Here is a 25,495-nt window from a genome sequence, read left to right as displayed (position 1 = left end):
CCGACGGGAAGCTGCTCGACTACCTCAAGCGGGTCACCACCGAGCTGCGTGACACTCGCCGGAGGCTGGCCGAGGCGGAGTCGGGCCCTTCGAGCCACGAGCCGGTCGCGATCGTGGGCATGGCGTGCCGGTTCCCCGGCGGCGCCACGTCGCCCGAGGAGCTGTTCCGGCTGGCCGTCGACGGCGTGGACGCCGTGTCGGAGTTCCCCGCGAACCGCGGCTGGGACCTGGAGGGCCTGTACGACCCGGACCCGGAGCGGACCGGCACCAGCTACACGCGCCAGGGCGGATTCCTGTACGACGCCGCGGAGTTCGACGCCGGGTTCTTCGGGATGTCCCCCCGGGAGGCCATGGCGGCCGACCCGCAGCAGCGGCTGCTGCTCCAGGCGTCCTGGGAGGCGCTGGAGCGCGCGGGCATCGCCCCGTCCTCGCTGCGCGGCAGCCGCACCGGCGTCTTCGCGGGCGTCATGTACAGCGACTACGCCTCGCGGCTCGGGCAGGGCACGGGCGGCTTCGAGGGACAGCTGCTCACCGGCAGCCTGCCGAGCGTGGCGTCCGGCCGCGTCTCGTACACGTTCGGGCTCGAAGGGCCCGCGGTGACGGTGGACACGGCGTGCTCGTCGTCGCTGGTGTCGCTGCACCTGGCGGCGGCGTCGCTGCGGTCGGGCGAGAGCTCCCTGGCCCTGGCCGGCGGCGTCGCGGTGATGTCCACCCCGACGACCTTCGTGGAGTTCTCGCGCCAGCGCGGCCTCTCCGCGGACGGCCGGTGCAAGGCGTTCTCGGACGCGGCCGACGGCACGGGCTGGTCCGAGGGTGTGGGCGTGCTGGTCCTTGAGCGGCTGTCGGACGCGCGGCGCAACGGCCACCAGGTCCTCGCCGTGCTGCGCGGCTCGGCGGTCAACCAGGACGGCGCCTCCAGCGGACTCACGGCGCCCAACGGCCCCTCCCAGGAGCGGGTCATCCGGCAGGCGCTGGCCGACGCCCGGCTCACCCCCTCCGACGTGGACGCGGTGGAGGCGCACGGCACGGGCACCACGCTCGGCGACCCCATCGAGGCGCAGGCGCTCCTGGCGACGTACGGGCAGGACCGCGACGCCGAACAGCCCCTGTGGCTCGGTTCGTTGAAGTCGAACATCGGTCACACGCAGGCCGCCGCGGGTGTGGCGGGTGTGATCAAGACGGTGCTCGCGCTGCGGCACGGTGTGCTGCCGCGGACGCTGCATGTGGAGCGTCCCTCGCGGCACGTGGACTGGTCGTCGGGCGCGGTGGAGCTGCTGACCGAGCAGCGGCAATGGCCGCAGACCGGCCGCCCCCGCCGGGCCGGTGTCTCGGCGTTCGGGGCCAGCGGCACCAACGCCCACGTGATCATCGAGCAGGCGCCCGCCGAAGAGACGGCGGCGCGCGGCGGTGAGGACGGCGCCGCGCCCGGGACCCGTACCCCGGCCGTGGTCCCGGTGACCGTGTCGGGCAGCTCCGACGCCGCCCTGCGCCGCCAGGCGGGCCGGCTGCGGGAGTGGCTCGAGGCCCGCCCCGAGCTGAGCCCGGCCGACGTCGGGTTCTCCACCGTGACGACCCGTGCCGCGCTGCACCACCGCGGGGTCGTCGTCGCCGCCGACCGCGCCGAACTCCTGGAGGGGCTCGGCGCCCTGGCCGCAGGCGATTCGGCGCCCGCGGTCGTGGAGGGCACCCTCGCCCCCGAGTCCGGCGTGGTGTGGGTCTTCCCCGGCCAGGGGTCGCAGTGGGCCGGGATGGCCCGCGGCCTGCGCGAGTCGTCGCCGGTGTTCGCCGCGCGGATGGACGCGTGCGAGCAGGCCCTGAGCGGCCTGGTCGACTGGTCGCTGCGGGACGTCCTCGACGACGCCGCGGCGCTGGAGCGCGTCGACGTGGTGCAGCCCGCGCTGTGGGCCGTCATGGTCTCGCTGGCCGAGGTGTGGCGCGCGGCCGGACTCGTGCCGTCCGCCGTCGTGGGCCACTCCCAAGGCGAGATCGCCGCCGCCTGCGCGGCCGGAGCGCTCTCGCTGGAGGACGGCGCCCGCGTGGTCGCCCTGCGCTCCCGCGCCCTCCTGGAGATCGCGGGCGAGGGCGGCATGGTGTCCCTCGCCCTGTCGCTGGACGCCACCCGCGCCCTGCTGGAGCCCTGGGACGGGCGGGTCTTCGTCGCCGCCGTCAACGGAGCGCGCTCCACGGTGGTTTCGGGTGACGCCGCGGCCCTGGACGAGCTGCTCGCGCACTGCGGGACCGAGGAGATACGGGCCCGTCGCGTCCCGGTCGACTACGCCTCGCACTCCGCGCACGTCGAGCGGCTCCGCGACCGGATCCTCGACGACCTGGCGGGCCTCAGCCCGCGCCGGGGCGACATCCCCTTCCACTCCACCGTCACCGGGCAGGTCCTGGACACCTCGGGGCTCGACGCCGCGTACTGGTACGAGAACCTGCGCACCACCGTCCGCTTCGCCCCCGTCGTCGACGGCCTCCTCGCCGACGGGCACCGCACGTTCGTCGAGTGCAGCCCGCACCCGGTCCTCGCGCTCGGCGTCGAGGAGACCGCGCAGGACGCCGACTGCCAGGCCCTGGTGGTCGGTTCGCTGCGCCGCGACGAGGACTCCACCCGGCAGATCCACCTGTCCATGGCCCGTCTGCACGCCCACGGCGTGCCCGTGGACTGGCGGCCCTCCTTCGAGGGCACCGGCGCCCGCGCCGTGGACCTGCCCACGTACGCCTTCGAGTCGACGTCCTACTGGCTGCAGCCGCCGCGGCCGCTCCTCGACGCCCCCGTCGAGCTGGCGGAGGGCGGCCAGACGGTCCTGACCGGCCGCCTCTCCCTGCGCACCCACCCGTGGCTGGCCGACCACCGCGTGCGGGGCCAGGTGGTCGTACCCGGCACCGCGCTCCTCGAGATGGCGCTGCACGCCGGGGGAGCGGTGGACGAACTCACCTTCCAGGCACCCCTGTTGATCCCCGAGCGGGGCGAGGTCGAGGTCCAGGTCGTCGCGGGCCCGGCCGACGGCGGCGGCATCCGCCCGCTGCGCCTGCACGCCCGCACCGCCGATTCCGACTGGCAGCTGCACGCCACCGGTTCGCTGCTCGACGCCGAGGCGCGGGACGGCGCCGCGGAGGACCCGGTGCCCTGGCCGCCCGTCGGCGCCGAGCGCGTGGACCTCTCCACCTGGTACGCCGACCTGGCCGAGCAGGGTCTTGAGTACGGGCCCGGATTCCGGGGCCTGCGGTCCCTGTGGCGGCACGGCGACGAGCTGTACGCCGAGGTGTCCCTGCCCGAGCCGGTGCGGGCCGCCCTGCTGGACGCCGCCCTGCACTCCCTGGACCTCAAGACCACCCCCGCCATGCCGTTCTCCTTCACCGGGGTCCGCTGGCTCGACGCGGAAGCGGCGGCCGAACCGTCCGGCCTGCGGGCACGGATCACGCCCCTGGAGGGCGGCGCCGTCGCCCTGCGGATCTCCGACGGGACGGGTCGCGGCATCCTGACGGCTGACTCCCTGACGCTGCGTCCGCTCGACGGCATGAGCCTCGACGCGGGCCGGAGCTCGCTGTTCGGCGTCGACTGGGTGCCCGTGCGCCCGGACGCCTTGCGCACGGGCGGCGCCGCGCGGGCCACCGTGCTGCGCTGCCCCGCCGTCGACGGCGAACAGCCCGACAGGGTGCGGGAGATGACCTCCGCGGTCCTCGCCGAGCTGCAGGCCCGGCTCGCCGACGAGGACGGCGGTGAAGGCCGCCTGGTCGTGGTGACCCGCTCGGCCGTGGTGACCGGCACCGGAACCGCCGAGGAGGCGGACCCCGCCGCTGCCGCCGTGTGGGGTCTGGTGCGCTCGGCGCAGACCGAGAACCCGGACCGGATCGTGCTGGTCGACATCGACTTCGACCTCGACCTCGATCGGGACCTCGACCTCGCTCGCGACGCCGACGGTGCGGGCGGCGAGGTGGGCGCCGACGGTCTCTCCGGCCTCCTCCCGGCCCTGCTGGCCACGGACGAGCCCCAACTCGCCCTGCGCGACGGCGAGATGCGCGCCCCGAGGCTGGTCCGCGCGAAGCAGGCCGCCGGTACCGCGGCTCCGGCGCTCCCCGCCGAAGGCACCGTACTGATCACTGGCGCGTCGGGCACCCTGGGCGGCCTCGTGGCACGCCACCTGGTCGCCGAACACGGCGTACGCGACCTTCTGCTCGTCAGCCGTCAGGGCGCCCCCGAGCTCGCCGGGGAACTGGCCGAGCTCGGCGCGAAGGCGACGTCGGCGGCGTGCGACACCGGCGACCGCGACGCGCTCGCCGAACTCCTCGCCTCCATCCCGCGGGACCGCCCGCTGCGGGCCGTCGTGCACGCCGCGGGCACGCTCGACGACGGAGTGATCGGCTCGCTGACGCCCGAGCGCCTGGACTCCGTCCTCGCGGCGAAGGCCGACGGCGCCTGGCACCTGCACGAGCTGACCCGCGACCTGGAGCTCACCGCCTTCGTGCTGTTCTCCTCGGTCGCCGCCACCCTGGGCACCGCGGGACAGGGCAACTACGCCGCCGCCAACGCCTTCCTGGACGCGCTGGCGCAACACCGCCGTGCCCAGGGCCTGCCCGCGCTCTCGCTCGGCTGGGGCCTGTGGGCGGAGCGCAGCGCCCTCACCGGCCGCCTCGCCGAGGCCGACCTGGCGCGGCTCGGCGACGCCGGCGTCCTGCCGCTGGCCACCGACGAGGGCCTCGCCCTGCTCGACGCGGCGCTCGGCGCCGACCGGGCCCACCTCGTCCCCGTCCGCCTCGACCGCACGGCGGCGCGCTCCGCCGGGGGCACGCTGCCGCCGCTACTGCGCGCCCCGGCCCCGGCGCCGCGCCGCCCCCGGCCCACCCCCGGCGCACCGGCCGACACCGCCGCCGCGGGTGAGGGCGACGGGCTGCGGGCGGTCCCCGCGGCCGAGCGCGAGGACGTCGTCGCCGAACTGGTGCGGCGCGAGGTCGCCGCCGCGCTCAAGTACGGATCGGCAGACGAGATCGACCCCGACGCCGAGTTGCTGCGCCTGGGCTTCACCTCGCTGACCGCCCTGGAACTGCGGAACAAGCTCAGCGCGCGCACCAAGCTGCGGCTGCCCGCGACCATGGTCTTCGAGCACCGCACGACCCGCGCCCTCGCCAGGTTCCTCACCGCCAAGCTGTCCGACGGCCAGGCCGCGCCCGCCGTCACCACCGAGGAGCCCGGGCCCGACGAGCGCGCGGACGACCGCATCGCCGTCGTCGGCGTCGCGGGACGCTACCCGCTGGCCGGGACGGTCGGCGAGCTGTGGGACAACCTCGCCGCGGCACGCCACTGCATCCGCGAGGTGCCCGCCGAACGCTGGGACGCGAGCGCCCACTTCGACCCCTCGGGGGCGACGGCCGCGTACAGCAAGTGGGCCGGATTCATCGACGACGTCGATGCGTTCGACCCGCTGTTCTTCCAGATCTCGCCCGCCGAAGCCGAGGCGATGGACCCCCAGGAACGCCTGTTCCTGCAGACCGCGGCCGCGACCCTGGACGACGCCGGATACCCGGCCGCCACGCTCGCCGCACAGGGCCCCGTCGGCGTGTTCGTCGGCGTGATGGGCAGCGACTACGAGTGGATGAGCGGCGCGGCCAACGCGCTCGGCGTGCCGACCGAGGCGCACTCCCGGCACTGGTCGATCGCCAACCGGGTCTCCCACTCCTTCGCCTTCACCGGCCCGAGCATGGCCGTGGACACGGCGTGCTCGTCGTCCCTGACCGCGCTCCACCTGGCCTGCCGGTCCATCGCCACGGGGGAGTGCTCCGCCGCCGTCGCGGGCGGCGTCAACCTGATCCTGCACCCCAAGCACCTGCGCGGCCTCGCCCAGGCCGGGATGCTCTCCCACGACGACCGGCTCAAGGCGTTCGGCGCGGGCGCGGACGGCTTCGTCGACGGCGAGGGCGTGGGAGCCGTCCTGCTCAAGCCGCTGGCCGCGGCGGTCGCCGACGGGGACCGCGTCCTCGGCGTGATCCGCGGCTCCGCCGTCAACGCGGTCGGCGACGCGGGCGGTTACACCGTGCCGAGCGCCACCGCCCAGGCCGCCGTGGTCCGAGGAGCGCTCGACCGGGCGGGGGTGGCCGCGGACACCGTCGGCTACGTCGAGGCCCACGGCACCGGCACGCTGCTCGGCGACCCGATCGAGATCGCCGGACTGGTCGACGTCTTCGGCGGCCGGACCGACCCGGCGCACGGCACGGACAGGGCCGCGGTCGCGGTCGGTTCGGTGAAGACCAACATCGGCCACCTGGAGGCGGCGGCCGGCATCGCGGGCCTGACGAAGGTCCTGCTCCAGCTGCGCCACCGCACCCTGGTGCCGTCGCTGCACTCCGCGGAGCGCAACCCGGAGATCGACTTCGACACCACGCCGTTCCAGGTGCAGCAGACCCGCGAGCCCTGGGAGCGGCAGACGCGGCCCGGAGCGGACGGGGCGCCCCGCGAGCTGCCGCTGCGCGCCGTCATCAGCTCCTTCGGCGCGGGCGGCTCCAACGCCTGTGTGGTCGTGGAGGAGCACCTGCCGGCCGGCGCGCCCGACGCGCCGGAGCCCGTGGCGGACGACGGACAGGAGCAACTGCTCGTCCTCTCCGCGAAGAGCGAGGAGCGGCTGCGGGCGTACGCGGCGGACCTCGCCGCCTTCCTGACCGGCGGGGCCCCGCGCGTGCCGGTGGAGACGGACGAGGCGCTGGACCCGCGGGAGGCGGTGGCGGCCGCCGGCCGCGTCGGCCTGCGTCTCGCCGCCGAGCTCGCCGGGGTGGCCGAGGGCACGTTCGACCTCGCCACCGACCTCGTGGACTGCGGCTTCGGCGTGACCGAACGCGCCCGCTACCACGCGTTGCTCGCCGAGGAGTTGGGCGTCGACCAGCTGCCCGACGCGGCCGTGACGGCGGACACGATCGGGGCGGTCGCCGACGCGGTGGCCGATCTCGTGCCGAGCTCGGCGGTCGCTGCGGACACCGTGGCGGCAGATGCGGTCGCGGTGGACCTCCGGCTCGCCGATGTCGCCCACACCCTCCAATCGGGCCGCACCGCCCACGAGTTCCGGCTCGCGCTGCCCGCGGCATCGGTCGCCGAGGCGGCCGGGCTGCTCGCCGCGTACGCGGCGGGCGAGGGTGCCGCGGACGCCGTCACGACCGGACGGGCCGCCCGTTCGGCGACGCGGCTCTCCGATGACGAGGCCGTCGCGCTGCGACAGGCGCTGACGCGCCGTGACATGGCTGCGGTCGCCGAGCGCTGGGTGGCGGGTGCGGCCGTGGACTGGTCGCAGATCACGCCTCCGGCCGCGCGCAGGATCGAGCTGCCCGGTTACCCGTTCGCCCGCAAGCGCCTGTGGATCCCCCAGCCGCAGGTCGACGCATCCGCGCCGGAGGTCGGCGCATCCGCGCCACAGGTTGACGCATCCGCGCGGCAGGTCGGCGGATCCGTCCCGCAGGCCAGCGCATCCGCGCCGCAATCCAGTGCATCCGCGCCGCAGGTCGGCGGAGCCCTCCCGCGGAACACCGCATCCGTTGCGTCGGTCCCCGCATCGGTCCCGCAGGCCACCGCATCCGTTCCGCCGATCCCCGCATCCGTCCCGCAGGTCACCGCTCCCGCGCGGCCCGTGCTCGAAGGGAATGCCGACATCGACCCCGCCATCGCCCAAGTCCTCACCGGATACGCCCGGTTGGACGCGGTCTCGGTCTCCGGACTGCTCGGCGTCTACCAGCGCATGGGCGCCTTCCTGCGCCCCGGTGACCGGCACCGGAGCGAGGACCTGCGCACCGACCTCGGCATCCGGGACAAGTTCCGCAGGCTGCACGAGGCGATCCTGAACCTCCTCGCCGCCAAGGGGTTCCTGACGCGTGACGGCGAGTGGTTCACCGCCACCGGCGCGGTCGACGGGGCGGACGGAGCCACGGCCGCGGACCGCTGGGAGGCCGACTTCGAGGACGTCGCCACCCGCTACCCGGACATCGCGCCGACGGCACGGCTCAACCGGCAGTTCCTGCGGTCCTACCCGAAGCTGCTGCGCGGCGAGGTGGTCGGCACCGAGGTCATGTTCCCCGACTCCTCGATGGAGCTGGTGCAGGACCTGTACAAGGGCAACCCGCTCACCGACTTCTTCAACGTGCTCGTCGCCGACACGGTCCGCGGCCATCTGGACGCCCGCCTCCCGCAGTTGACGGACGGCGGCTCCTTCCAGGTCGTGGAGCTGGGCGCGGGAACGGGGGCCACCAGCGAGCGGGTGATCCCGGCGCTGGCCGGCCACCCGGACCGCGTGAGCTACACCTTCACGGACATCTCCCCGCGCTTCCTGGACTACGGCCGCGAGCGGTTCGCCGCAGAGCACCCCTTCGTCCGCTTCCAGCTGCTCAACCTGGAACGCGGCCTCGCCGAACAGGACTTCCTGCCGGGCTCGGTCGACGCGGTCCTCGCCACCAACGTGGTCCACGCCACCAGGAACCTGCGGACCACCCTGCGCATGATGAAGGACCTGCTCAGGCCCGGCGGGCTCCTGGTACTCAACGAACTGACCTCCATCCGCCCGTACCTGACCCTGGGCGGCGGCGTGATGGAGGGCTGGTGGGCCTTCCAGGACGGTGAGCTCCGTATCCCCAACTCACCCCTCGCCGCGCCGGACAGCTGGATCGCGCTGCTCGAGGAGGAGGGCTACACGAACGTCAGGGCCCTGGGCGCCGAGGGCGTCGAACTGGGCCAGCACGTGCTGGTCGCCCAGAACCTCGGCGTACGCGAGTCCGCGGCACCGGCGGCCGCCGTGCCCGCGGCCGTGACGGCCCCCGCGCAGCCGGACGTGCGGGACGCCGGGGACGCGGTCACCGACCGCCTCGGTGAACTCCTGGAGCGCGTACTGAAGTTGGACGAGCGTATCGACCCGGACCGGCCTCTGGTCGACTACGGCTTCGACTCGCTCAGCGGCATGAAGATCGTGGCCGTGGTGGAGGACGCCTTCGGCGTCAACGTGCCCCTTGAGGAGTTCTTCGCGCGGCCGACGCTGGTCGAGCTCTCGGAGCACCTGAGGGCGGACTGGCTGGCCGAGGCGGTGTCGCAGGCCGCGGCCGAGCCTGCGAGGGGGCCCGTCGCGACGTACGCGGCCGAGCCCGCCGCGCCCGTATCCGTGACGGTCCGCACGCCGGAGGCGGCGCGCACGTCCGAGCCGGTCCGGACATCCGAGCCGGTCCGCACGCCCGAGCCGGTCCGCACGGCAGAGCCGGTCCGCACGGCTGAGCCGACGCCCGCGGCCCAGCCGGTGCGCGCCGCCGGCGTGACGCCCGCCGTGCGCACCGCGGCCCAAGCCGTCCTGCGCCCCCGGCGCGACACCCACCTCGCCGACCACCCGCTGTCGGAGGGCCAGCGCGCGCTGTGGGTGATCGAGCAGATCGCGCCCGGCAACTGCGCCTACAACCTGCCGCTCGCCTTCTGGCTCGACGACCACGTCGACGTGCTGACGCTGCGGGTCGTCCTGCAGGACCTGCTCGACCGGCACGAGGAACTGCGCGCGAGTGTGCGCGAGGGCGAGGACGGGCCGTACGCCCGGATCGCCGCCGAGCCGGAACTGCCCTTCCGGCAGGTCTTCCTGACCTCCGTCGCGGACGGCGACCTGCGCGACCGGATCCACGCCGAGACGCGGGAGCCGTTCGACCTGTCCGAAGGACCGCTCCTGCGCGCCACCCTCTACACCCTCGGCGACGGCCGCCAGGCGCTGCTGCTCACCGTGCACCACCTGGTGCTCGACGGACTGTCCATCCCGTTGCTGCTCACGGAGGTCGAGCGCGGCTACCGCGCGCTGCGCGAGGGACGCCCCCTGCCCGCCGAGCGGCCCGCGCACACGTTCGCCGACTTCTGCGCCCAGCAGCGCGAACTCCTTGCGGGCCCGCGGGCGGAGCGCCTGCGCTCGTACTGGCTCGACCGGCTGCGGGACCGCCGCACCGCCGTGCCCCTGCCGCTGGACCGGCCGCGCCCGCCCGTGCCCACCTTCCGTGGCGCGAGCGTCGGCGGCCGTGTTCCCGCGGACGTGACCGAGCAGGCCCGCGCGCTCGCCGCGGCGGCCCGCACCTCGCTGTCCAGCGTCATGCTCGCGGCCTACTTCGCGCTGCTGCACCGCTACAGCGACCAGGAGGACATCGCCGTCGGCACCCCGACGGCCGGCCGCCCGGCCGACGGCTACGACGACGTGCTCGGCTACTTCATGAACATGGTGGTCCTGGCCGAGAAGGTGGACGGCACGGAGGCCTTCCGCGATCTGGTCCGCCGTATCCACCAGATGGTCATCGGCGCCCTCGAACACAGCGCGTACCCGCTGATCACGCTCGCCGACGAGCTGCGCAGGGAGAACCCGGGCGCCGCCGCCGACACGCTCTTCGACGCGGCCTTCTACTTCCACAACTGGGCGCGCGACATGCCGGAGGACGGCGTGGTGCGCGGCAGGGTCGAAGGGGTCCACCAGGAGGGCGAGTTCGACCTCACCCTCGACCTGGTCGACCACCCCGAAGGCTGCCGGTACACGCTCAAGTACAACCCGGACCTGTTCGACGCCGCCACGGTGGAGCGGCTCGGCGACCACTTCGTCACGCTCCTGTCGGCCGCGGTCGCCGCGCCCGAATCCGCGGTCGGCGACCTCGACCTGCTGACCGCCGACGAGCGCGCGCACCTCGCGCCGCCCGCCGCCGTCGACTACCCGGCCGACACCACGGTCTGGGAGCTGGTGCGCCGTCAGATCGAGGCGAGGCCGGAGGCGGTCGCGGTCCGCCACGGCGGAACGGAGCTGACCTACCGCGTTCTCGGGGAGCGCGTGACGGCCCTGGCGGCCCGCCTCACCGCCGCGGGCGTCGGCCGCGGCCGCACCGTCGGCGTGCTGCTCCCGCGCGACGCCGACCTGCCGGTGGCGCTGCTCGCCGTGCAGGCCGCGGGCGGTACGTACGTGCCGTTCGACCCGGCGTACCCGCAGGAGCGCCTCGCCTACATGGCGGGGGACGCGGGACTCCACCTGATGCTCACGCACTCCTCGGTCGGCGCGGCCTGGGGCGGTTCGGCGCCCCGGCTCCTGGTCGACGGGGGCCAGGAGCCGCCCGCGCTGCCCTCGCCCGGACCGGCCGGGCCCTCGGACGCCGCGTACGTCATCTACACCTCGGGATCGACCGGCCGCCCCAAGGGCGTCCGCGTCCCGCACCGCGCGCTGACCAACTTCCTCTGGTCGATGGCGCGCGAGCCCGGATTCGGGCCGGGGGACACGCTGTTGGCCCTGACCACCGTGTGCTTCGACATCTCCGGCCTCGAGCTCTATCTGCCGCTGATCACCGGCGGCACGGTGGACGTCCTGCCGACCGAGGTCGCCCAGGACGGACTGCGGCTGCGCGAGGCCGTCGAGCGCGGCACGGCCACGGTCATGCAGGCCACCCCGGCGACCTGGAGCATGCTGCTGGCAGCCGGCTGGCAGGGCGATCCCCAACTCACCGTGCTGTGCGGCGGCGAGGCCCTGCCGGGCGACACCGCCGAGGCGCTGCTGGCGGGCAACCGCGCGGTGTGGAACCTCTACGGCCCCACCGAGACCACCATCTGGTCGGCGGTGAGCCGGCTCCGCAGCGGCGAGCGCGTCACCATCGGCACCCCGATCGACAACACCTCGCTGTACGTCCTTGACGGCGCCCGCAGGCCGGTCCCGACCGGCGTGCCCGGTGAGCTCTACATCGGCGGAGACGGCGTGGCCGACGGCTACCTGGGCCGTCCCGAACTGACCGCCGAGCGCTTCCTGCCCGACCCGTTCGCGGCCGGGACCGACGCGCGGATGTACCGCACGGGCGACCTCGTGCGGCGGCAGGCCGACGGGCGCATCGACTACCTGGGGCGAATCGACTCCCAGGTGAAGGTGCGCGGCTTCCGGGTGGAGCTGGAGGAGATCGAGTCGACCCTGCGGCGCGTCGACGGCGTACGCGAGGCGGTCGTGGTGGCCCGCGGCCAGGGCGGCGGCGACCGTTCGCTGCTCGCCTGCTACGTCCTTTCCGACGGGGCCGCCGAGCCGACCAGGGAGCAGCTGGCGGCCTGGCTGCCGGCCCACATGGTGCCGGACGCACTGGTCCGCGTGACCGGCTTCCCGCACACGCTCAACGAAAAGGTCGACCGCACGACGCTGGCCGCCCTCCCCCTGGCCGAGCTGCGGTCCCGCTTCGGCGCCGGCGGCGCCGGGCGTCCGGAGCCCGCCGCGGCCGGCGGCGGCGCGGAAGGGCGCGTCCAGGCCCTGACGGCCGAACTGGCCGAGGCGGTCGGCCGCCTGGCCGGGGTGCGCCCCGAGGAGATCGGCCCGCACACCCCGCTCGGCGAGGTGGGCATGAACTCGGTGAGCTTCACCGCGCTCAGCGCCGAACTGCGCAGGACGTACGGCATCGAGGTCTACCCGACGCTGTTCTACCGCCGGGGCACGCTGGCCGCGCTCGCCGAGCACCTGTGGCAGGAGCACCCCGGCGAGCTGGCCGGACGGTTCGCGTCCGGCGCGGCCGCGGCCGCGCCCGCCGTCGAGGCGCGGCCCGCCGAGGCCGGGGCCGGGGTCGGGGCCGAGGCACCGTCCGAGCGCGGGCGCGGCGGCGACGTCGCGGTCATCGGCATGGCGGGGCGGCTGCCCGGATCGGCCGATCTCAAGGAGTTCTGGGACCACTTGAGCGCCGGGGACGACCTGGTGACCGAGGTGCCCGAGGACCGCTGGGGGCCGCGCGACGCGGGCTCCCGCAAGCGCTGGGGCGGTTTCCTGCCCGACGTGGACCGCTTCGACGCCGCCTTCTTCGGGATCTCCCCGCGCGAGGCGGAGCTGATGGACCCCCAGCAGCGGCTGCTGCTCGAAGTGGTGTGGTCGGCCGTCGAGGACGCCGGCTACCGCCCCTCCGACCTCGCGGGCAAGCGGGTCGGCGTGTTCATCGGCGTGGCGGGCGCCGACTACCTCCAGGCGCAGCGCGACGCCGGCATCGCCCCGCAGGCCCACACCGCGACCGGCGGCGCCCTGTCGGTCATCCCGAACCGGGTCTCGTACCTCCTCGACCTGCGCGGTCCCAGCATGGCCGTGGACACGGCCTGCTCCGGCTCGCTGACCGCCGTGCACCAGGCCGTCGCCGCGCTCCGCGACGGAACCTGCGACCTGGCCATCGCGGGCGGGGTCAACCTGATCCTGTCGCCGCGCGTGTACGACGTCCTGGACCAGGGCGAGATGCTCAGTTCCGACGGCCGCTGCAAGACCTTCGACAGCCGGGCCGACGGCTATGTGCGCGGCGAGGGCGTCGGCGTGGTGCTGCTCAAGCCGGAGCGCCGCGCGGACCTGGACGGCGACGCCGTCCACGCGGTGATCAAGGCGGCCGCCGCCAACCACGGCGGCCGCACCACCTCGCTCACCGCGCCCAACCCGGACGCCCAGGCCGACCTGCTCGTCGAGGCCTACCGTGCCGCCGACGTGGCGCCGGAGACCGTCGGCTACATCGAGACGCACGGCACCGGCACCGCCCTCGGCGACCCGATCGAGACCACGGGTCTGAGCACCGCCTTCCGCAGGCTGCGCGCGGAGCGCGGCACGACCGCGGCGCCCGGCTGCGTGATCGGCTCCGTGAAGACCAACATCGGCCACCTGGAGGCGGCCGCGGGCATAGCGGGCCTGTTCAAGGCCGTCCTCGCGCTGCGGCACGGCACCATCCCCGCCGGACTGCACCTGCGGGAGCAGAACCCCTATCTGGAACTCGACGGGGGCCCGTTCGAGATCGCCACCACGGCACGGCCCTGGCCGCGGCCCCGCGACGGCGCGGGGAACGGCCTGCCGCGCCGCGCCGGAGTCAGCTCCTTCGGCTTCGGCGGAGCCAACGCGCACATCGTCCTGGAGGAACCCCACATGCCGGACACCGGCGCCAAGGACACAGCGGCCGCCGAGCAGTTGTACGTGCTCTCCGCCCGCACCCCCGAGGCACTGCGGCACACCGCCGAGCGGCTCGCCGACCACCTGGCGGACCAGGACGTGCCCGCGGGCGACCTCGCGTACACCCTGCAGACGGGCCGCGACGCGATGACGCACCGGCTCGCCGTGGTGGCGGGGGGACCGGCCGCGCTCCGCGCCGAACTGGCCGCGCACCTCGCGGGCCGGCCCTGCGCGGTGCGCACCGGACAGGCCGAGCGGCGGCCCGCCCCGGCCACCGCGACCGGCGGCCTGACCGCCCTCGCCGACGCGTGGCTCGCCGGAGCCGAGGTCGACTGGGCGGCCCTGCACCAGGGAACGCGGCGACGCCGGGTGCACCTGCCGACGTATCCGTTCGCCCGCACCAGGCACTGGTTCACCGCCCCGGAGACCGCCCCCGCGGCGGCACCGGCGCGGGACGCCGCCCGGCTGCACCCGACCCTGCTCGACGCGCGCGACGCCACGGGCCCCGCGTCCGGAGGCACGGCGTACGCGAAGACGCTCACGGGCCAGGAGTTCTTCCTGCGCGACCACGTCGTCGGCGGTGACCTCGTCCTCGCGGGCGTCGCCTACCTCGAAATGGCCCGCCTGGCAGGGGAGTCGGCGTTCGGCGCGCCCGTCCGCGGGGTCGACGGCCTCGTCTGGGCGAGCCCGGTCCGCCTCCCGGCCGACGGCGGCGAGCACCGCCTCACGATCGAGGTCACCGGCGACCGCACAGGACCGTCCTTCGAGATACGCACCGCGGGCGACGGATCCCCCGCGCACGCCCGCGGCACCCTGCTGCTCGGCACGGCGGGCGACCGCCCCGCCCCGCTCGACCTGGCGGCGGTGCGCTCGCGCTCCCCGCGCGTCCTCGACGGCGCCGACTGCTACGCGCTGTACTCCCGGTTCGGCTTCGACTACGGCCCGAGCTTCCAGGTGATCGAGCACATCGCCCTGGGCGAGCGCGAGGCGCTGGCGTCGCTGCGGCTTCCCGCGCCGCGCCGCGCGGACGCGGACAGCTATGTCTTCCACCCGTCGCTGTTCGATGCCGCCCTGCAGACGGCGAGCAGGCTCGCGCCCGGCGCGGACGGCGCCGCCCACGAGCAGCCGCTGCCGTACCTGCCGTTCTCGCTGGGCGCTGTCCGGCTGTACGCCGAACTGCCGGAGCGGGTCCACGCCTACGCCACCCCGTCGGCCCGCCCCGCCGCACCCGGAACGCTCGCCTTCGACATCGCGCTCCTGGACGGGAACGGCGAAGTCCTCGCCACGATCGACACGTTCACCCTGCGGGAGGTCCCCGCGCAGGGCACGGCGCGGACCACGACCCCGGCCGCGGCCTCGGTGACCGACACGGTCTGCGCGTACGAACCGGCCTGGGAGCCCGCCCCGCGTACCCCGCGCGAGCCGGACGCCACCGTGCTGCTGCTGGACGCGGGCGCCGAGGGGCACGCGCTGCTCACCGCCCTGACGGACGCGGGCGCCGACGCCCGGCGCGTCGCCCTGGGCACCGGCTTCGGCGTCGACGAGGCGCTCGCCGCCGCCCGTGCCGCGGGACCCGTCCACGTGGTGCACCTGGCCGGGCCCGACGCGGCGCCCGGCGGCGCGGTGGAGCACGGCTTCCACGCGGCGACGGCGTTCCTCCAGGCATGGCAGCGGGAGCGCCGCGGCACGCTGCGCTACCTCTACGTCCACCGCGATCCGGCCGCCTCACCGGCCCACCCGGCGATGGCCGCCTTCGCGCGCTCGGTGCGCAGGGAGCTGCCCGCGGTCGACTTCGGCGTCCTTGCCGTCGCGGACGGCCGCTCCCTCGCCGACGCGGTGCTCGCCGAGCTCGGCGCGGCGGGCGAAGCCGAGGTGCGCGTCGACGCGACGGGCCGGCACCGCCGCGTCTGGCGCCAGGTCGGCCAAGCGGCCGCCGGGGCTTCGCTGTTCACCGGGCCGGGAGCGCATGTGATCACCGGCGGGACCGGCGCGCTCGGCCTGCTCGTGGCCGAACACGTCGCCGCCGCACGCCGCGCCGCCGGGCAGACCGCGGGCGGGATCGTCCTCGCCTCCCGGACCGCGCCGGGCCCCGAGGCCCTGGCGCGGATCGCGGCCGCCGGCGCGCACGTGGTGCGGGCCGACGTCGCCGACCCCGCGGGGGTGCGGGACCTGATCGACGAGGCCCGCCGCCTGCACGGCTCGGTGAGCGGCGTGCTGCACGCCGCCGGGGTCCTCAGGGACGGCCTGCTGGTCGGCAGGCACCGGGCGGACACGGAGGCCGTCCTTGCCGCCAAGGTGCACGGCACGGTGCTCCTCGACGAGGCGACGCGGCACGAACCCCTCGACTACTTCGTGGCGTTCTCCTCCGGGGCGGCCGCGTTCGGCAACGTCGGCCAGACCGACTACGCCTACGCCAACGCCTTCCTCGACCACTTCGCCGAGCAGCGCGAGCGGCAGCGTCGTGAGGGCGCGCGGCGCGGCCGCACCCTCGCCGCCGCCTGGCCCGTCTGGGCCGACGGCGGCATGCGGGCCGACGCGGCCGGCATGGAGTACATGGCCCGGGAGCTGGGCATGCGCCCGCTGCGCACCGGACCGGCCCTCGACGCGCTCGACCGCGCCCTGGCGGGCACGGCGCCGCGTCTGCTCCTGGCGCCCGGCGACCCGGCGCGGGTCCTTGCCGAGCTGAACGGCGCACCGGCCCAGGCCACCGCGCAGGCCGCACCCGCAGCCCCCGCCGCCGCGTCGCAGCAGGCGGGCGAGGACACGTACGCCCGCGCCGAGCGCCTGGTGCTCCAGATCATGGCGGAGGAACTGAAGCTCCCGGAGGCGGAGATCGCCGTCACGGAGCCCCTCGACCACTACGGCGTGGACTCCCTGATCACGCTGAGCGTGACCCGGCGCCTGGAAGAGCACTGCGGCCCGCTCTCCAAGACCCTGCTCTTCGAGTACGTGACCGTCGGCGAACTGGCGGACCATCTGGCCACCGCGCACCCCGCGGCGTTCACGGCGCCTGCCGCCGAGACCTCCGGGCCCGCGCCGTCCCAGGAGCTCGCCCCCGCCGCCGTGACCGGCACGGCGGCGGCCCCGGAGACCGTCCCGGCCGCCGACGCGGCGGGCGACGACATCGCGATCATCGGTGTCGCGGGGCGCTACCCGCAGGCCGACGACGTGGACGAGTTCTGGCGCAACCTGCGCGCGGGACGCGACAGCATCGAGGAGATACCGGCCGAGCGCTGGAACCACGACAGGTTCTACGACCCGGACAAGTCGGCCCCCGGCAAGACGTACGGCAAGTGGGGCGGCTTCGTACGGGGCGCCGACCGCTTCGATCCGCTGTTCTTCCGCATGTCGCAGATCGAGGCCGAACTCACCGACCCCCAGGAGCGGGTGTTCCTGGAGACGGTGTGGCACCTCATGGAGGACGCCGGCTACACCCGCGACCAGCTGCGGGCCTCCCGCACCGGTGTGTTCGTCGGCATGATGTACGGCCAGTACCAGCTGTACGGGGTCCAGGACGCGCTGCGCGGCGAGGGGCTGCCCCCGCACTCGTCGTTCGCCTCGGTCGCCAACCGGGTGTCGTACTTCTTCGACTTCTCGGGGCCCAGCGTCGCCGTGGACACCATGTGCTCCTCCGCCCTGGTCACCATCCACCAGGCCTGCCAGGCCATCCGCTCCGGTGACTGCGAGGTCGCGGTCGCGGGCGGCGTCAACATCTCCAGCCACCCGGCGAAGTATCTGCAGCTGGCCTGGCGCGGCTTCCTCGCCGAGGACGGCCGCTGCCGCAGCTTCGGCACCGGCGGCACGGGATACGTCCCCGCCGAGGGCTCGGGCGCGGTGCTCCTCAAGCGCCTCGACGCCGCGGTGGCCGACGGCGACCGCATCCTCGCCGTGGTCAAGGCGTCCGCCGTCAACCACGGCGGAACGGGCCGCGGCTTCAACGTCCCGAACCCCAAGGCGCAGGGCGACCTGGTGCGCGCCGCGCTCGACCGGGCGGGGATGCGCCCCGCGGACCTGGACTACGTGGAGGCGCACGGCACCGGCACCGCGCTCGGTGACCCGGTGGAGATCAACGGCATGCTGCGGGCCTTCCAGGACGACATGCCGGAGCGGCTGCCGATCGGCTCGGTCAAGTCCGGCATCGGGCACGCCGAGTCGGCGGCCGGCATCGCGGCCGTCACCAAGGTGTTGCTGCAGATGCGCCACGGCGAGCTGGCCCCCTCGCTGCACGCGGACGAGCTCAACCCGAACGTCGACTTCGCGGCGACCCCGTTCGAGGTGCAGCGCGAACTGGCGCCGTGGCCGCGCCGCGTGCTCGCCGACGGGACCGAGCGGCCGAGGACCGCGGGCGTGAGCTCCTTCGGCGCGGGCGGGACCAACGCGCACGTCATTTTGCAGGAGTTCCCCGAGGCGCGGCGGACGTCGGCCGCCCCGGTCGGCGGCCAACTCGCCGTGCTCTCCGCGCGCGAGGGCGACCGGCTCGTCGAGCAGGCGCGCAGGCTTGCCGCGCATCTCCGTGCCGAGGGCGCCGGAGCGGCCCCGCAGGACGTCGCCTGGACGCTGCAGTCGGGGCGCGAGGCCATGGCGCACCGCCTTGCCGTCCGCTTCGACACCCTGGCCGAACTGGCCGCGCGCCTGGACGAGTTCGCCGCGGGAGGTGCGCCCGTCGGCAGCTGGACCGGCGTGGTCGATCCGCGCAGGCCCGCGCCGGGCGGCGCCCCGTCGACCGACCCGGCTGCCTGCGCGGTCGCCTGGACGTCGGGCCGGCCGGTCGACTGGTCCGTCCTGCACGGGGGAGTGGCGCCCCGCCGGGTGCCGCTGCCCGGTTACCCCTTCGGGGGCGAGCGGGTCTGGCTGGCCGCGGCGGACGCGGAACTGGCGGCGTTGGAAGGGCACGTGGCGCCCGCGCCCGTGACCTCCGGTGCCTCCACCGCCCTGCCTGCCGCCGTTCCCACTCCTGCCTCAGCTTCCCCTGCCTCCGCCTCCGCTGAGGAAGGGACGCTGCTGGCCACCCACTGGGTGCCCGCTCAACTGGCTGCGTCCACCGGCAGGTTCGGGCCGACCGCCGTCCTCGCCGCGCCGGGCACCGAAGTGCTCGCCGCCCGCCTGGTCGCCGCCCTGCCCGCCGCGGAGGTGCTCACCCCCGAGCGCCTCGCCGCCGACCTCGCCGACCCCGGCACCCGCTGGGACCGCTTCGACGCGGTGATCGACCTGGCGGGCTGCGCAGGGCCCGGCGGATCCGGTGGGTCCGGCGGATCCGGCGCGGCCACGGACCGTTCGGCGCTGCGCACCTGGCTGGCCTGGCTGCAGCACACGGTCGACCGGAGCAGGGACGGACTGACCGCCCTGCTGGTCTCCCGCGACACGGGAGCGGCGGTGCACGGCGGCGCGGCCCGCACCGGGCTCTACCGCATGCTGCAGAGCGAGTACCGCCATGTGACCTCGCGCCACGTGGCCATGGGCGCGTGCACGGACGACGAGATGTGCCGCCGCGTGGCCGACGAGCTCGGCGGCGAGGCGGAGCCCGGCGAGATCGCCTACCGCGACGGCGTGCGGCACCGCGCGGTGCTGCGCGAGCTGTCCGGCGCACCGGAGCGCGCGGCGCGGTTCCCCGAAGGCCATGTGCTGTGGGTGACCGGAGGCACGCGCGGGCTCGGCCTGCTGACCGCGCGGCACTTCGTCGAGCGGTACGGCGTCCGCAAGCTGGTCCTCACGGGCCGCGAGGCGCTGCCGTCCCGGGACCGCTGGGCCGCGCACATCGCGGCGGGCGACGCGCTGGGCCGCAAGCTGCGCCCGCTGGCCGAACTGGCCGACAGGGGCGTGGAGATCGAGGTCCTCGCCGTGCCGCTGGACGACAAGGAGGCCACCGCCGCGGCGGTGGCGGACGTCCGGCGCGGGCTCGGCCCGATCGGCGGAGTGATCCACGGCGCCGGAGCGGTGGACACCGACAACCCTGCCTTCGTGCGCAAGCCGTGGAGCGGCGTGGAGCGGGTGGTCGGCCCCAAGGTCTTCGGCCTCGACACGCTCGTGGAGTGCTTCCGCGGCGAACCGCTGAGCCTGTTCGTCGTGTACTCCTCCGTCGCCGCGTCCGTGCCCGCGCTCGCCGTCGGGCAGAGCGACTACGCCATGGCCAACGCCTACCTGGACACGGTCGCCGAGGCACGCCCGTACGGGCTTCCGCTGGTCAGCGTGGCGTGGCCGAGCTGGCAGGACACCGGCATGGGCCCGGCGCGCAGCGCCGCGTACCAGTCGTCCGGTCTCGCGACGCTCGCGGACGAGCAGGGACTGCGCCTGCTCGACCGGGCGTTGGCGAGCGGCGCGCGGGTGGTCGTGCCCGCCGTGGTGCGGCCGGACGCGGACTGGCGCCCGGAGCGGCTGACCGACCGCCGCCTGACTCCGGAACCTGTCACTCCAGAGCCCGTCAGCCCGGAAGCTGTCACTGCGAGGCCCGTCGCTCCGGAGCCGTTCACCGCTGAGGCCGCCGCCTTCGGGGCCGTCGCCGAGGTGACGTACGACGCCTCGCCCTCCGCGGCCCCCGGAGCGCTCAAGGAGGCGGCCGACGCGGCGGCCTCCTGGCTCCTGGACCGGCTCGCGCTGGAGCTGCGCTTCGACCGGGCGCGGCTCGCCGGGAACGTGCCGGTGCACGACTACGGCATCGACTCGATCCTGGTCACCCAGCTCGTCCAGACCCTCGGCAAGCAGCTCGACGTGTCCCTCGACCCGTCCGCGCTGTTCGAGCACCCGACCGCGGACGAGTTCGCCGCCTACCTCGCCGACGAGCACCCGGACGACCTGCTCGCCGCCTTCGGCCCCGCCCCGTCCGACGCCCCGGCGCCCGCGGCGCCGCAGGCCCCCGAGGCGCCGGCCGCCCGAGCCGCCGCCCTCGAAGCGGGGTCCCCGGCCGTCGCGCGACCGGCGTCCACCGGGGGAGACATCGCGGTGGTCGGCCTGTCCTGCAGGTTCCCCGACGCCCCGTCCGGCGACGCCTACTGGGAGCTGCTGCGCCAGGGCCGTTCGGCGCTGCGTCCCGTACCGCAGGAGCGCTTCGGCAAGCCGGTGGGCCACCACGCGGGGCTGCTGCCCGACGTACTCCGCTTCGACCCGGAGGCGTTCCTGCTGTCGGAGGGCGACGTCGCCGCGATGGACCCGCAGGCGCTGCTGCTCCTCGAAGAGGTGAACAGCGCGGTGCACCACGCCGGTTACCGCCCCGCGGAGCTGAAGGGCCGCCGGGTCGGCGTCTACGTCGGCGGGCGTGCGGCGCACATGCCGGACGAGGCGCGGCTGGCACAGGCGCAGAACCCCGTGGTGATCACCGGCCAGAACTACCTGGCCGCGAACATCTCGCAGTTCTTCGACTTCCGCGGCCCGAGCCTGGTGATCGACACCGCCTGCTCATCGGCCCTGGTGGCGATGGACATGGCCGCGCGGGCGCTGCGCGCGGGCGACATCGAGTCGGCCGTCGTCGCGGGCGTGAGCCTGCTCGCCGACGACAAGCCGTACGACCTGTTCGGCCGGCGCGGACTGCTCAACCCGGGCGAGGAGTTCCACCTGTTCGACCGCAGGGCGGCCGGGCTGATCCTCGGCGAGGGCGTCGGCGTCGTCGTCCTCAAGCCGCTGGCGCGGGCGCAGGCCGACGGGGACCGGGTGCTCGCGGTCCTCAAGGGCATCGCGATCAACAACGACGGCAGGACCGCGGGCCCGGCCACCCCCAACCTCCAGGCGCAGAAGGAGGTCATGGCCGCGGCGCTCGCGCAGAGCGGCGTGGGGACCGAGGACGTGGGCTGGGTGGAGGCCAACGGCTCCGGCACGACCGTCACCGATCTGCTCGAACTCAAGGCGGTGCAGGCGGTCTACCGGGCCGGTTCCACGCGCCCCGTGGCGCTCGGCTCGGTCAAGCCGAACATCGGCCACCCGCTGACGGCCGAGGGGATCGCCGCGTTCATCAAGGTGGTGCTGATGCTGCACCACCAGGAGCAGGTGCCCTTCCGCTCCGGGCAGGAGCCGCTGGACCACTTCGACGTGGCCGCCTCTCCGCTGTACTTCCCCCGGGCGTCCCGCCCCTGGCCCGGGGACGCGGGCGTCGCCGCGCTCAACTGCTTCGCCGACGGCGGGACCAACGCGCATCTGCTGCTCGCGCCCGCGCCCGAGGCCCCGCTTCCGACCAGGCGACCGCTGCCGGAACCCGAACTGAACCGGAGGACCGTCATCAGAGGCACCGCCGAGCCCGCGGCCCCGGCCGGCGGCCTGTTCTGGGAGAGCTACCGATGAACGAGCCACTGACGAACGAGCCGGCGAAGAGCGGGCAGGCCATTGGCGGGCAGGCCAGGAGCGAGCCGTCCAGGAGTGCGGAGCCACGGCTTCCCGTGGTGTTCATGTTCTCCGGCCAGGGCTCCCAGTACTACGGCATGGGCAAGGAACTCTTCGACGCCAACGAGGTGTTCCGCACCGCGCTGCGACGCCTGGACGCCGTGGCCCGCGAGCACCTGGGCGAGTCGGTCATCGACCGCGTCTTCGACCCCGCCAAGCCCAGGAACCACCCGCTCGACGACACCCGGATCACCCACCCCGCGATCGTCATGATCGAGCTGGCCCTCACGGAGACCCTGCGCGCCGAGGGCATCGAGCCCGACTACGTGCTCGGCTCCAGCCTCGGCGAGTACGCGGCGGCCGTCGTCGCGGGCAGCCTGTCCGCGCAGGACTGCCTGCGCGTACTCGTCCGGCAGGCGGGCATCATGGCCGGCAGCCCCCGCGGCGGCATGCTCGCCGTGCTGGCCGGGCCCGAGGTCATGGAGACGGTGCCCGAGCTCGGCGCCTGCGAGGTCGCGGCCCGCAACTACCCGGGCAACTTCGTGGTCGCGGGCGGGGAGGCCGAACTGGCCGCCGCCGAGGCGGCCTTGCGCGCGGCCGACGTGCTGCACCTGCGGCTGCCCGTCGAGTACGCCTTCCACTCCCGGCTCCTCGACCCGGTCGTCGGGGCGTGCCGCGACAGCTTCGACGGCGTGGCGCTCGCCCGGCCGCGCGTCCCCTGGGTCTCCTGCGCGACCGGCGGACTCGTGGAGGACGTCACCCCGGAGCACTTCTGGCACGCCGCTCGGCGCACGATCGACTTCGAGCGCGCCATGGCCGGCCTGCGGGCCCGCGGGGACTTCCTCTATCTGGACCTCGGTCCCTCGGGCAGCCTCCACAACTTCGTCCGCGCCCTGCTCCCGGCGGGCTCGGGCGCCCGATCCCTGCCGCTGCTCAGCCAGTTCGCCAAGGACACCGACCTGCTGGCCGAGGTCCGCACACACGCCGCCCCGACGACACCACGGAAGGCGCACGGAATGAAGGTCTACGGATTCCCGGGCCAGGGATCTCAACGCCGGGGCATGGGAAGGGAGTTGTTCGCACGGTTCCCCGAACAGACGGCGATCGCCGACGAGGTGCTCGGCTACTCGATCGAGGAACTCTGCGTCAGCGACCCGCAACGACGCCTCGGCCGCACCGAGTTCACCCAGCCCGCTCTCTACGTCGTCGGCGCGCTGTCCTATCTGGAGCGGCTCGCCGACGACCCGGTGCCGCCGGACCACGTGATCGGGCACAGCCTCGGCGAGTACGTGGCGCTGTTCGCCGCGGGCGTCTTCGACTTCGCGACCGGGCTGCGCCTGGTGCGGCGGCGCGGTGAGCTCATGGCCGCCGCGGGAGGCGGGGCGATGGCCGCGGTCGTCGGCGTCGACGAGGCGACCGTCACGCGCGTCCTCGCCGAATCGGATCTCGGCGGCCTCGACCTGGCCAACTACAACGCCATGGACCAGTTCGTCGTCTCCGGGCCCGGCGAGCTGATCGACACGGCCTGCCCGGCCTTCGAGGCCGCCGGTGCCCGCACGGTCCGGCTGCACGTCAGCGCCCCGCTGCACTCGCGGTACATGCGCCCGGCGGCGGAGGAGTTCGGCCGGTTCCTCGACGGGGTCACCCTGCACCCGCCGAAGATCCCCGTCCTCGCCAACGTCGACGCCCGGCCGTACACGGCCGACACGGTCAGGGAGCGCCTGACGTCGCAGATCGCCTCGTCGGTCCGGTGGACCGACACCGTGCGCACCCTGATGGCGTACGGGGACTTCGAGTTCACGGAGCTGGGGCCGGGCAGGGTCCTGACGAAGCTGGTGACGCGCATCAGGGACGCCGCGGAACCGCTGTTCCCGCAGGACGACCGGTCGGCCGCGCGGACGCCGGCCGCGGCCGGGGCGCCCGCCGCCGAGGGCGAGCCGGCGGAGATCGACGCCGAATCGCTCGGCGCCCGCGGTTTCCGCGAACGGTACGGGCTGCGGCGCTCCTACGTCGTGGGGTCGATGTACGGCGGGGTGTCCGGGCGGGAGCTGGTGCGCGCGGCGTCGAAGGCGGGCCTGCTCGGCTTCCTCGGCATCGGCGGGCTGCAGGGCGACGAGGTGGAGCGGCAGTTGCAAGGCCTGGCCGAGGACCTCGGCCCCCACGGCCACGGCGTGAACCTGCTCTATCCGCACCGGGCACCGGAGCGGGAGGCCCCGCTCGTCGACGCGCTGCTGCGGCACGGCGTCGGCCTGGTCGAGGCGTCCGGCTACCCCTTCGTCACCGAGGAGTTGGTCCGCTACCGGCTCAAGGGCGGCCGGATCCTCGCGAAGGTGTCCAGGACCGACCTGGCCGCGGCCTTCCTCGCGCCGCCGCCGCACCAGCACGTCGCGATGCTGCTCGCCAAGGGATCGGTGACGGAACAGGAGGCCGCCGCCGCGGCCGGGCGCCCCATGGCGGACGACCTGTGCGTCGAGGCGGACGGCGGCTGGCTGACCGGCACGGCGGACCCGCTCTCCCTGCTCCCCGCGGTGCTGAGGCTCCGGGACGACGCGGCCCTGCCGGGCCACCGGGTGCACGTGGGATGCGCGGGCGGCATCGGCACCCCGGAGGCGGCCGCCGCGGCCTTCCTCATGGGCGCCGACTTCGTGCTGACCGGCTCCGTCAACCAGTGCTCGGTGGAGGCGGCCACCAGCGCCGCCGTCAAGGACCTGCTGCAGGAGGCCCAGGAGTACGACGTGGACACCGCGCCCTGGAGCGAGCTGTTCGAACACGGTGTCCGGGCGCGCTACCTGAAGCGCGGCCAGTTCTTCCCGGCCAGGGCGTCCAGGCTGCACGACCTGTGGCGCCGCCACGCGTCCCTCGCCGAACTCGACGCCCCCACGAGGAAGCAGGTCCTCGACCGCTACCTGGGCGGCGAGGACCCGGGGGCGACGGCGGCGGGCCCCGACCCCAAGGCGGAACTGGCCGACGTGTTCCGCGCCTACTTCCGGCGCGGCTTCCGCCTCGCGGTGACGGGCGACCGGCAGGCCACCGTGGACTACCTGGTGCACTGCGGACCGGCGATGGGCGCCTTCAACCAGGCGGTCGCGGGAACCAGCCTGCAGCCGTGGCGGGCCCGCACCGTCGAGGCCGTCGCCGACCACCTCATGGACGGCGCCGCCGCCCACGTCACGGCCCGGCTGCGGGCCCTGCGACCGGCACAAAAGATCTAGAGAGACGGAGGAAGGAAAGCTACGATCAGCAACCGTCCCGGCGGGGCGCCACCGGTGCCACCGCGCCGAACGGGACCACCTCCCCCCGCG

General features: G+C 75.1%; 1 protein-coding gene and 1 pseudogene. Both read left to right on the top strand.

Annotation, left to right across the window (positions count from 1 at the left end; genetic code table 11):
- Positions 1-26 precede the first annotated feature (26 nt).
- Positions 27-22,154: pseudogene (locus ACZ4D5_RS43060) on the top strand (amino acid adenylation domain-containing protein); the annotation flags it as partial.
- Complete coding sequence (gene fabD, locus ACZ4D5_RS43055; RefSeq protein WP_467778007.1) at positions 22,151-25,405, top strand: ACP S-malonyltransferase; 3,255 nt, start codon at positions 22,151-22,153, stop codon at positions 25,403-25,405. The pseudogene ACZ4D5_RS43060 and the gene fabD, both read left to right, overlap by 4 nt.
- Positions 25,406-25,495: the final 90 nt, after the last annotated feature.

Source organism: Streptomyces sp. NPDC025651, assembly GCF_055558735.1.
The sequence above is the reverse complement of the archived record's forward strand: the minus strand, read 5'-3'. Positions and strand labels throughout refer to the sequence as shown.